This window comes from Microcoleus sp. A2-C3, from assembly GCF_036706065.1.
Taxonomy (GTDB): domain Bacteria; phylum Cyanobacteriota; class Cyanobacteriia; order Cyanobacteriales; family Microcoleaceae; genus Microcoleus.
The window spans coordinates 1-10,497 of the sequence record NZ_JAUBVX010000095.1 but is presented as its reverse complement, the minus strand read 5'-3'; the positions used below and the strand labels follow the sequence as shown (position 1 = coordinate 10,497).

Sequence of the window (10,497 nt, the reverse complement as noted above, 5' to 3'; positions counted from 1 at the left end):
ATAAGTTAAGACTTTGGATTCAATCCAGTAAAGCAAAACTTTCCATTATATCATAAAATTATTTTGCAAGAGGTCTATTTTGCAGAATTTTCCAGATCGGTTTTGAGATCGGTGTATTTATTCAGACGGATCGCCGGTTGAGGTAGCTGCGAATTAAATCAGCCATTTTTTGTTGTTTTTTATGATTCAAACTACTACTTAAAAAGAGGCGATCGCCCCCATTGGTTAGCAAATACACCTTGCATAAGATACCATTTTCGGTGTGTTTTGTTTCTAATTCGACTTCTGAAATTTCAGCGAGCGAGCGTTCAGAAACTTCATTCACCCATATTCCTTTTTTCTTCATAGTTAAGGTACTTGCATTTTTGTCAAAAATGTAAGTTTCAACAATAAAAGAACGCAATACACCAGAAAAGACTCCAAAACCAATAACTAAAAACAAGCTAGGAAAAAGCATTATCCCAAAACTTAATAACCGATTATCTTTTTCTATCACCAACCCTCCGGTAGAGATTTGTATATATTTATTGAACGAATTTGCATCCTCGGCACTTTGATTTGCTAGCAATAATTCCCCTTCCTTAGTTACTAAAAATACATTGTTCACAGTCATGGGTCTGCCATCACTATCAGTAGTCTTGCTTGTCTCAAATCTAGCTCCCTGGACTTGCTCGATCGAGATTAATTCGCCTTGCTTTAACCCCATAAAACTCGATCTACTGAGTTCGCAAGTTGCGATTTTTGGCTCAATTTTGTTGCAGGAAAGTCTTTCCACTCCAGCAGATGCCATAATCAAGAGCATCATAAATAAAGGTATTCCTGAAAATCCCGTTACCCATACTGTAGGAGATATCGCACCATAAATCATTTCTCCTAAATTATTAAGCTTTAGAAGATGTTCGGTTTTTTTAATAACTTTCATCTTAGGTATTAGCTCCCGTGTAATTAATTGAAATTTTTTACAAAATTTTGCAGAGTTTTGACTGAAAAATTTAGTTTTCCTATGATTTCTACAGAAAAGCTCTTAACTACAATTATTAAACAGTTTTCTTTTCAGGTCAATTCATATAATTCATTAATTAAATTCATAAAAGTCATAATTATTGTATGTTGAGGGCGGGCAAGATGCCTAACTCCTACTCCCCACAAGAGTTTATTCAAACTTGGCTGTAAAGTTTAGATGTCGGATAATTAGGACTTAGATAAAACCCATAAACCGGACTTTTTACTGAATCTGCGGATTACAACGAAGTATTTTTGCAAAAAAACCCGGTTTGGTTTCTTCAGTCGGAGTGTATCCAAGACTGCATCTGAACCTCACTTTCCCAGCATTCCCCAATAAGCCGCGCCGTAAAGTTGAGCAGCCTGCATAGCTTCTTCGTCACAGCCTTGAGCTTTGAACAAAGTCTCGGCCTGTTTTAGATAGCCCATTGCTTGTTCTTTATTTTTTGTTTTGTCTTGAAGTATCAAAGCTAATCCCAATCTCAGGTGAGCATCAGCATCATTAGAATCACTTTTGATTGCAGTTTCCCAGTGGGTAATTTCCTCTGCTATAGTCTCCCATTTAAGTTCGTTAGAGTTGTCTGTGGGAAAGCCATCAAGACCGTAATTTCGGATATCCAAAAATGTCGCAATGACTTCGGCTTTTTTGTGCTTGCTTCCTAAACCAGTGCTGAAGGAAGAAGTTAGAGGAACACGTTGCTTACCTGAGTGCAACACAAGACAGACACGATAGGTATTGCTCTCGCTACTTGACATTTCCTGTATTTCCACACCTGAAATATCTTGAAGTAGGTGTTTGATAAGTTTCGTCTTGGCAATGAGTGGTTTATGCCGCTTGATAGTCAGATGACCGAGATTTTTGTCAAATGTAATTGTCTCAATCTCTACGAATATCATCAACAGCAAACCAACTACAGCAAATAAATAAACGAAAAAACTGCCAGAAGACAAACCCCCAAACAAACCGACCAATAAAAAACTCCCCCCAACAAATAGCTGTATCCAAAATGCGAACATTTCCACGAATTTTAGTTTATCTGATGTCTGTTTCATGATTTTATGTTTAATCAATTTCAAGTGAATGTGTATGTGGGTTATTTAGCCTTTGCTTGGACGATCCTCTTCGAGGGCTTCGCTAACGCGCTTTTGGTATTTTCAATAGCCTTGACAGCATAAGCATCGCCAGGACGCACCTGCAAAGCTTTGTTAAAATGGATTAAAGCCGTTGGATAGTCTCGCTGCGCGTAGTAGACATAGCCGAGTTTCATCGATTGTTTGAACTCATCTTTGCTATCGGGTGCTAGAGAACTTTGAGGAGATAGCCCAGAACTCGGAGGTGATTTTTGACTTGGTGATGGAGAAGTGTTAAGATCCCCAGGAAAAGAAGAGGGCGATGGATTGTTATTTTTTAGTTCTTGATTCAGCTCAGAATCCGGGCTGTTTGTAAAATTTGCGCCATAAAATACTGAAGTAGTAAGACCTCCCAAAATAAACATTAGCAAGCCAGCACATTGAATCAAGAAAGTTTTTCTAATTTGTTGATTGCTCCAATTTTTGATATAAAAAACTAAGGCAGCACAGGGTACAATTAAGTAAAGCACTCCCCAAAAAGTTTCCTGTCCGAAAGCTTGAACTAATCCCCAAATATAGCCAACAAGACTTAAAATCAAACCGAGGCCAAAAAATAAGGCGATCGCAATACCAGGCATTTTGTTTCTCCGGTTAATGTAGAATTATTTAGCAAACTGTAGAAGTCAGGATTTCCACAGATTTTTTACCCGAAACTCTTTTGGTTGTTTGCTGTGTTAAAAATAGATTAGCGGTGAAAGCAGTTCGATCGCGCACAGCGAATGTTAGGATTTTGGTTAGGAATTTGACTAGGAACTCGATCGCGACTGCCACAAATGACACCCTCAACCCTCGATCGACCAGAAGAACCTTTTACACGGGCTACCCGCGACTGGGACATCGAAAAGCTTTACACCGACTTGGCCAACGCCAAACTAGAATTTGCCCCGCACACCCGAAGAGGGCTGACACCCGTGGAAAAAAGGCACTTGTGCGGCTTGCTGTGCGGTTGCAGCCCGGCCGAAATTGCGGCACTTCTCAACAAACAAATCAAAGGTGTAGAAGTTGACTTATCCAAAACTTTGTATCGATATATAGAAACGCTGACAAATCGGCCGAGAAATGCCCTCAAAAATTGGAGAGATGCGATCGACTGGCTGGTAATAGCCGGGTATAAAAAACAACCAAAAACCTCATCCGGGGCAACCTTAAAAGCCACCCTCCAGCATTCAGACAGCATTCTATCCGCCGCGATCAGTCCCGACGGAGAATTACTCGCAACAGGTTCCCACGACAGTACAGTGAAGGTTTGGAGTTTGCACAGCGGGGAACTGTTGCGGACTATTTGCGGACATTCAACAGCCGTATTGCTAGTTGCTTTCAGCCCCGCTAGCAAAACGCTGCTGACTCGATCGCGCGCGGGCACAGTCAAACTCTGGAACCTGCAAAACGGCGAACTGCTGAAGCGCTTAGCAGACGTACACCGCCACGAATCCGTCGCTGTGAGCCCCGACTGGCAAATTTTGGCGATCGGCACCACCTGTGGCACTGTCAAGCTGCAACACCTCAATAGCGGCCAACTGTTGCAAGTTTTGAAAGGCTATCAAGGGGATGACATAAGTGCGATCGCCCTGAGTCCCAACGGCAAAACGTTAATAGCCAGCGGGCTGAATGCAGCCAGCGGTTTCTGTCGCGCCACCGTCACTTTGTGGGAATTGCCGGGGGGAGAAGTGCGGCGAACATTTGGCAGCGAAAATTATGTGGCAATTACTCCCGACAGCCAAACTCTCGTATGTCACGGGAATAAAACGATCGCACTGTGGAATTTGCAAACAGGCGAATTATTGCATTCGCTGCAAACAGGAATTCGCATCACTTCCGCCGCCGCGATTAGCCCGGATGGGAAATACTTTGCAGTGGGCTGTTTTGATGGAACTGTTAGGATTTGGAATCTTCGTGGCGAATTGTTGCATACTTTGGATGGACATTCTAGCCCTGTGTCGGCGGTGGCGATCGGGCAGTTGAGCGAAACTTTGGTTAGCGGCAGCGATAATGGTACTGTTAAACTTTGGCAGTTGCGAATTTAATAAATTACCTATTAAATATCGGGGGATGGTGCGCAGTGCGCACCCTACGAATCACTCATTAAACATCTAGTTTGTAGGGTGTGCACTGCGCACAGTTTGACGAAGAATCACTAATTAAATATCTAGTTTGTATGGTGTGCACTGCGCACAGTTTGACGAAGAATCACTAATTAAATATCTAGTTTGTATGGTGTGCACTGCGCACAGTTTGACGAAGAATCACTAATTAAATATCTAGTTTGTAGGGTGTGCACTGCACACCGGTTGACTTTATAGCGTGCCACCTAAGCATCGGTTAACTAAGGGGATGGTACGCAGTGTACACCCTACGAATTATCAGTAAGGTTCGCACTGCGCACCATCGTAATTACCAATCAAGATCGGGTTTTGTTACGGAAAATCAAACCGCTTTTCTAAGCAACAAAAACCAACGTTCCTTTGTTTGCTTCCAAAGTATCGCCCATTTGCGTACCGTTGTGAAAAGCACCGAGAATGATCTCGCTAGTTTTGCCGATCGCGATCGCACCGCTAGCATCAATCCCGATCGCACCAAAATCTCGTTTGCGATCGTCAGCTTCCGCAAAAGAACGCTCAAAAGCAGCCTTCAAACTCAAACCATCCGTTACCCGAATCACAATTCGCGCCGCTAAACACTCATCCATGATGTGCTCGCCGATACCCGTACAGCTAACCGCCGCATTGCCCGTCGCGTAATTTCCCGCCGGCATAGCAGAGTCGCTAACCCGCCCGATGCGCTCAAAACCCTTACCGCCAGTCGATGTTCCAGCAGCCAAACATCCCTGAGTATCCAAAGCTACAACTCCGATCGTGCCAACACCCGCAGGTTCCGCCACCACATTAGCCATTGCTCTGTTAAAATTACCTTGACGTTCCTGCATCCACTCGTGCAAACGCAAATCCGTCATCGGATCGTAAATCGGCAAATGAAGTTCTCGCAGCAATTCCGCCGCACCATAATCTGATAGTACGCGATCGTCCGAAGTCTGCAAAAACTTAGCAAGTTCGATCGGATTTTGCACACGAGCAACATTAATCGCGCCACTGAAACGCTGAGCCAAACCGTCCATCAGCGAAGCACTCATCCGAATTTGCCCGTCCGACTGTACCACAGAACCCGTACCGGCATTAAATCGCGGGTCATCTTCCAACAACCGACAGCCCTGCACGACTGCATCTACGGCACTTGCACCGTCTTTCAGCAGCGGATAAACTGCCTCCAAAACATCGTAAAGCGATTTGCGCACCGCTTCAATTCCGCCCTTGCTTTGCAGACAACTACCGGCACCGCCGTGAATAACTAGCTTTGGTTCCACCTGTTGCGATGCCATACTTTAACCTAAAATTTTTCCTTTGCAATTTTAGCCTCAGTTTGGCAAATAGCAAGAGATTCTTAATTTTCTGTACTATTGCGGCGACGGCGACAGCGATCCGAACAGTATTTCACCTCATCCCAGCAGTCGGCCCATTTTTTGCGCCAAGTAAAAGGTCGATCGCACACCGGACACATCTTCGTCGGTAACTCAGACTTCAATCGCTGCTTAGCCATGCTAATTTTGACAATACGCCATCTTAAATTATCTGCTTAACAGTTGACAGTTGACAGTTGACAGTTGACAGCGAAGTTTTTAGGCAGGGGATTTAAGCCCCAGCCTAAAAACAATCCACCTAAAGGTGGGGGCTTAAATCCCCAGTGATGCAGGTTAATCTGCATTAGATCTGCGGTTTTCCTAGAAATCCAAGATTTATGCAATAACTCTCAATTTAGCAAAATATCTCCCAGTAAAAATGGTCGCAACGGCATTAGCCAACATCCGAATAGTCTTAGTCGAACCCGCAGGGCCATTAAACGTGGGTTCAGTAGCCCGCGTCATGAAAAATATGGGTTTGCGCCAATTAATTTTGGTAAATCCCCAGTGCGATCATTTAGGGGAAGAAGCCCGATTGATGGCTGTGCGCGCTGCTGACATACTGGAAACGGCGAAGGTTGTTGAGAGTTTGCCTGCTGCTTTGGTAGGATGTGTCAGGGCGATCGCAACTACAGGAGATGATGGTCGATCGCACCCAATGCAGCTAGAAGCACCAGCAGATGCCTTACATTGGTTGCTAGAAGCCCCCAGTGCCCTAATTTTTGGTCGAGAAGACTGTGGATTGACTAACAGCGAATTAAACCGCGCCCAGCGCTTGATTCGGATTCCCAGCAGCGATGCTTACACTTCGCTAAATCTTGCCCAAGCTGTCGCTATTTGCTGCTATGAATTGTATCGCGAGGAAGGTTTCCGAAGGAAGAAGGAAGAAGGAAGAGGGAAGAAGGAAGAAGGAAGTTCGGTAACAAATTCTGTAACGGATTTAACAGATACAAGGAATAAGGAAGAGGCAATATTTTCCCAATCCCCCCCTCTCCCCCTCTTCCCCTCTCCCCCTCCCCCCCTCTCCCCCTCTCCTCCCCCCAACAGTGCTCCCTTGGAAAATCTGGAGGGATATTACCAGCAATTAGAAGGGCTGCTGCTGAAAATTGGCTATTTGCAGCCGCACACAGCAGCAAGTCGGATGGAAAAATTTCGGCGTTTGTACAATCGCGCTTATCCGACAGTGGATGAAGTCGCCATGCTGCGGGGCGTGATTCGTCAAACAGAATGGGGATTGAAAAGTTATCCGCGATCGCCAGTTTCTGATATTCTTGATGGGGCTTTGCCCGAAAATCCAACGGATACTTAGGGCAAATGGTGATAATTTGGGATGTGAGATTGACAATTTTTGGTGACAACTTGACCTACCCACTTGTCACCAAAGAAACCGGGTTTCTTGACTAAAAACCTACGCTTTAAGGTAATTTCCCAGCAATCAACCCGGTTTCTGATACCACGGGTGCGTTTGGGATCAATCCAAAATCTCAAATCCCAAATCTCAAATTGATTGGCTGGTAAGCTAAAAAATCTTAAACTTAAACTTTACAGTAGTGCAGAAGGAGTAAGACGTGGCAGAGCGGTTTCCCAAACGATCGATATTATCAGTGATGTCCTCGCTGGCCTCTGCCGACTCCGGCCCAAAGCCACCTAAATCCGGCAAAGCAAGTCAGTCTGGCAAATCCGGTAGCCGCCGCCCTCCTCAACCGCCAAACGGCCCGGAAATTCCCACATCAGAACCTGCGACTTTCCCACCGCAACCAAGCCGCAGCAAGAGAAGTAGAGCCAATACTCCCGCACCTACCCCCGCAGAATTGAGCGCGCAGGACTTTTTGTCAAATCCCCAATCGGCGATTAATCCCAGAAAACCCCGAACCACCAAAACTCCCCAGTCGAAGACTCGCCAACCGCGTAAAAAAGGCCTCGCTGCTGTGGATATGTTCGATTTTCCCGAACCGACTTCTCCTGTCAGCACTCCCGCCAGCAATCCCATCAGCGAAACCCAAACTACAACTCCCCTCGCACCTCGGAAAAGTCGAGCCAGCACACCACCAGAGAGCATTCCAGACCCGATAATAGCCCCCAAGCTCAAAAAAGCTCCCGTGCCGAAGCCACGCCCGCAATCGAGCCAGAGACCGGGCAAACGCTCTGCAACTCGGAACGTGCCACCGTTGGTATACGCTACTCGGTTGCTGATTTTGGGAGTTGGGATTGCGGTGATTTGCGGTACGCTGCTGTCAGTGGTAAATGCTGTGAGTCGATCGAGTGTAGCGACACAAGAAACGCCCGCAGGCGAGAAAAACCCAGCCGATAGCGCAGTTGCAGCCCCAGCCGCCCCAGAAGCATTGCAATTGAATCAAGAATTAGCAGCTTTGAAAACGGAAGTTCAGGTTTTAGCAACAGAAAATCCTACTTTGACAGCAGGAATATTTCTAGTTGATTTAGATAGTGGAAGCTACCTAAATTTTAACGGCGATACTCCTTTTGCTTCAGCGAGCACGATTAAAGTGTCAATTTTAGTAGCTTTTTTCCAAGCAGTAGACGAGGGCAAAATCCAGTTAGATCAGACGTTAACTGTGAAGCCGGAAAATATTGTGGGCGGTTCTGGAGATATGCAAGATGACGGGCCTGGTAAGAAATATTCGGCTTTGGAAGTTGCCAGAAAAATGATTGTGATCAGCGATAATACGGCGACAAATATGATGATTGAGTTGTTGGGAGGTGCTGAGGTTTTGAATCAGCAATTTGCCAACTGGGGATTGAGGGCGACGGTGTTGCGCAATAAGTTGCCGGATTTGGAGGGAACGAATACTACCAGCCCGAAGGATTTGATCAATATCATAGCCCAGATCGATCGCGGAAATTTGGTTTCTGTCAAATCGCGCGATCGTATTTTGCAAATCATGCGCCAAACTAAAAACGATTCTTTGCTACCGAGAGGCTTGGGCGAAGGAGCAGTGATTGCTCACAAAACGGGCAACATCAATACAATGCTAGCTGATGCAGGGATGGTGGATTTGCCAAACGGTAAGCGTTATTTAGTGGCGGTGATGGTGAAGCATCCGGCCGAAACAGAGAAGCCGGCTCAAACATTAATTCGGGATATTTCTAAAATGACTTACCGCTATTTGAACGACGGGGAAACGCCCGCCGATTCAAAATTAAAAATTAAAAATTAAACCGATGATTCATATCGTGTTAGATTGATTCACTGTAAAATTGGTTCGTAGAAAACCGGGCGAATGGAATTCGCGTCTACACAAACAAAACCCGCCTCCGCGGGTTGAAGAAAACCGGTAAAAATTATATTTTACGTTATTTTCTTGAGTCCCTCTGATCTCGGACATCATTTGTGTAGACGCGGTTTCAACCGCCGTCTTCTCTATTCCGGGTATATTAGCACAAGTCCTGTAGAGTTTAGAAACTATAAAGAGTTTGTATTATGAAACTAAACACCCGACTTGCTTGTTTGATAGCGCTTTCAACCTTAGCCGTGGGAGTCTCCCCCGCCTTGAGCAATCCGCTTCGCTCTTCTCAAAGTCAACTCACCGATATTACAGTTATTTCCAATAACATCGAGCTCAATCGAGCCAAAAACTTAGCCCGTCAAGCAGCAGAAAATGCTAACGGCGGTTTGGGACAATATCGAGCCGAAGCATCAATGCACGGTGCATCAGCAGAATCGCCTTTTGTTGACAATGGCGATGGTACTTGGACATTTACTTTTCAAGGTTACAAACCCGGTTCGTCTGTCTATACGGTAGAGACGGTTGTTACTGTTTCCCAAGATGGAAGCATCACAGTCAATTACAACGGGCGCATTCGTAGCTCTAACTAATTTTAACCACGCTGGGGAAAGTTGCGATCGCCAATCCTAGAATTTTTAGTCGATTTGGGCGATCGCACTCTCAGTCAATTTTAGATTTACAGAGATTCAAAACTAGCAGTAAAGCCCTTTAAAGTCAAGCATTCTTCCATAAAATCCTCTACATCATTGACATTCTCAATCTGATATTCCATGATCCGTTCACCGTCGCCTTTCATCTTTTTGGAAGAAAGAGGCGTAGCCGGATATTTGTCAGCAATGACTTTGAAAGCTTTGGAATTGAGAGTCCAGCTTTCCGCAGAACATTTAATGATTAACAGCCACATGATAAAATTCCTCCTTTGGTTTATTAATAGTGTGAAACAGATTGTGCCACGATCGGGTAAAGGTGAGGTGCGATCGGATATTATTTTTTGGATTTTGGATTTAGCCACCAAGGAAATCACCTATGGGAGGATATCATAAGATAAATCACAATTACGTATCTTCAGCTTTATGAGATACCACATCATCCCCTATAACCCCAAACTTAAGGAATTTGCTCGCCAGTTGCGCAACAATATGACCCCAGGCGAGATTAGTCTTTGGAAATATGTCAAAGGCAAACAAATCATGGGCTATGATTTCGATCGCCAACGGCCTATCGATGAATTCATAGTAGACTTTTACTGCAAACAATTAATGCTGGCGATCGAGATTGATGGATCTTCCCATGACAGTGAGGAAGCGCAAAAGCGCGATCGAGAACGACAATCTCGGTTGGAATCGCTTGGCGTGAGATTTTTGCGCTTTACAGAACAAGATGCAAAGTATCACGTTGAAGGTGTTCTAGAGGTTATTCAGGGTTGGATTTTGCAGAATGGATACAACCCAATCCCGCTCAAAGGCCGAGGCGGAAACACACCCCCAGCCCCTTTCTAGAGGACACACCCCCAGCCCCTCTCTAGAGGACACACCCCCAGCCCCTCTCTAGAGGACACACCCCCAGCCCCTCTCTAGAGGACACACCCCCAGCTGACAGGTGTAGGTTTTTTACGAAGGGGTAGTATAAAGTCAATTAAACCAGGCGAAAATAAGGGTGATTAAACGA

General features: G+C 45.2%; 11 protein-coding genes. 6 read left to right on the top strand and 5 right to left on the bottom strand.

All coding sequences use genetic code 11. The features are described from left to right. Positions 1 to 121: 121 nt before the first annotated feature. From QUB66_RS28915 to QUB66_RS28905, 3 genes are all read right to left on the bottom strand, one after another. The gene (locus QUB66_RS28915) at positions 122 to 922 is read right to left on the bottom strand and encodes a hypothetical protein (protein ID WP_332966867.1); all 801 of its coding nucleotides are present in this window, start codon (positions 920 to 922) and stop codon (positions 122 to 124) included. A 395-nt stretch (positions 923 to 1,317) separates the two neighbouring features. Then, positions 1,318 to 2,055 carry a tetratricopeptide repeat protein gene (locus QUB66_RS28910; protein WP_265237547.1) on the bottom strand — a complete coding sequence of 246 codons (738 nt, stop codon included), beginning with the start codon at positions 2,053 to 2,055 and terminating at the stop codon, positions 1,318 to 1,320. A 41-nt stretch (positions 2,056 to 2,096) separates the two neighbouring features. Beyond that, entirely contained in the window at positions 2,097 to 2,711 is a 615-nt protein-coding gene (locus tag QUB66_RS28905; protein ID WP_265237545.1) for a tetratricopeptide repeat protein, read from the bottom strand. 195 nt (positions 2,712 to 2,906) lie between these two features. On the opposite strand from QUB66_RS28905, the gene QUB66_RS28900 reads away from it, so the two are divergent. Then, positions 2,907 to 4,157, top strand: a complete 1,251-nt coding sequence (locus QUB66_RS28900) for a WD40 repeat domain-containing protein (protein WP_332966868.1) — start codon at positions 2,907 to 2,909, stop codon at positions 4,155 to 4,157. Positions 4,158 to 4,570: 413 nt separating this feature from the next. Here QUB66_RS28900 and QUB66_RS28895 read toward each other — a convergent pair whose 3' ends face one another. Continuing rightward, complete coding sequence (locus tag QUB66_RS28895; protein ID WP_265237542.1) at positions 4,571 to 5,506, bottom strand: isoaspartyl peptidase/L-asparaginase; 936 nt, start codon at positions 5,504 to 5,506, stop codon at positions 4,571 to 4,573. A 62-nt stretch (positions 5,507 to 5,568) separates the two neighbouring features. Further along, entirely contained in the window at positions 5,569 to 5,724 is a 156-nt protein-coding gene (locus QUB66_RS28890) for a DUF2256 domain-containing protein (RefSeq protein ID WP_332966869.1), read from the bottom strand. A 239-nt stretch (positions 5,725 to 5,963) separates the two neighbouring features. Here QUB66_RS28890 and QUB66_RS28885 point away from each other — a divergent pair, with 239 nt between their 5' ends. The 5 genes from QUB66_RS28885 to QUB66_RS28865 all read left to right on the top strand — a co-directional run bounded on the left by QUB66_RS28885 (position 5,964) and on the right by QUB66_RS28865 (position 10,328). Beyond that, positions 5,964 to 6,893: an RNA methyltransferase gene (locus QUB66_RS28885; RefSeq protein ID WP_332966870.1), complete on the top strand. Its 930-nt coding sequence runs from the start codon at positions 5,964 to 5,966 to the stop codon at positions 6,891 to 6,893. Positions 6,894 to 7,152: 259 nt separating this feature from the next. Further along, positions 7,153 to 8,760, top strand: coding sequence for a serine hydrolase (locus tag QUB66_RS28880; protein ID WP_332966871.1), 1,608 nt, complete (start codon positions 7,153 to 7,155; stop codon positions 8,758 to 8,760). Positions 8,761 to 9,023: 263 nt separating this feature from the next. After that, positions 9,024 to 9,419: a hypothetical protein gene (locus QUB66_RS28875; RefSeq protein WP_332966872.1), complete on the top strand. Its 396-nt coding sequence runs from the start codon at positions 9,024 to 9,026 to the stop codon at positions 9,417 to 9,419. A gap of 180 nt (positions 9,420 to 9,599) precedes the next feature. Then, positions 9,600 to 9,872 carry a hypothetical protein gene (locus QUB66_RS28870; RefSeq protein ID WP_332966873.1) on the top strand — a complete coding sequence of 91 codons (273 nt, stop codon included), beginning with the start codon at positions 9,600 to 9,602 and terminating at the stop codon, positions 9,870 to 9,872. A gap of 30 nt (positions 9,873 to 9,902) precedes the next feature. Next, positions 9,903 to 10,328 carry an endonuclease domain-containing protein gene (locus QUB66_RS28865; protein ID WP_332966874.1) on the top strand — a complete coding sequence of 142 codons (426 nt, stop codon included), beginning with the start codon at positions 9,903 to 9,905 and terminating at the stop codon, positions 10,326 to 10,328. Positions 10,329 to 10,497 lie beyond the last annotated feature (169 nt).

Excerpts from the sequence above, each read along its gene's own strand:
- QUB66_RS28865 (WP_332966874.1), top strand. The coding sequence starts at position 9,903 with ATGAGATACCACATCATCCCCTATAACCCCAAACTTAAGGAATTTGCT.
- QUB66_RS28890 (WP_332966869.1), bottom strand. The coding sequence starts at position 5,724 with ATGGCTAAGCAGCGATTGAAGTCTGAGTTACCGACGAAGATGTGTCCG.
- QUB66_RS28900 (WP_332966868.1), top strand. The coding sequence starts at position 2,907 with ATGACACCCTCAACCCTCGATCGACCAGAAGAACCTTTTACACGGGCT.
- QUB66_RS28875 (WP_332966872.1), top strand. The coding sequence starts at position 9,024 with ATGAAACTAAACACCCGACTTGCTTGTTTGATAGCGCTTTCAACCTTA.
- QUB66_RS28910 (WP_265237547.1), bottom strand. The coding sequence starts at position 2,055 with ATGAAACAGACATCAGATAAACTAAAATTCGTGGAAATGTTCGCATTT.
- QUB66_RS28905 (WP_265237545.1), bottom strand. The coding sequence starts at position 2,711 with ATGCCTGGTATTGCGATCGCCTTATTTTTTGGCCTCGGTTTGATTTTA.
- QUB66_RS28870 (WP_332966873.1), top strand. The coding sequence starts at position 9,600 with ATGATCCGTTCACCGTCGCCTTTCATCTTTTTGGAAGAAAGAGGCGTA.
- QUB66_RS28885 (WP_332966870.1), top strand. The coding sequence starts at position 5,964 with ATGGTCGCAACGGCATTAGCCAACATCCGAATAGTCTTAGTCGAACCC.
- QUB66_RS28895 (WP_265237542.1), bottom strand. The coding sequence starts at position 5,506 with ATGGCATCGCAACAGGTGGAACCAAAGCTAGTTATTCACGGCGGTGCC.
- QUB66_RS28915 (WP_332966867.1), bottom strand. The coding sequence starts at position 922 with ATGAAAGTTATTAAAAAAACCGAACATCTTCTAAAGCTTAATAATTTA.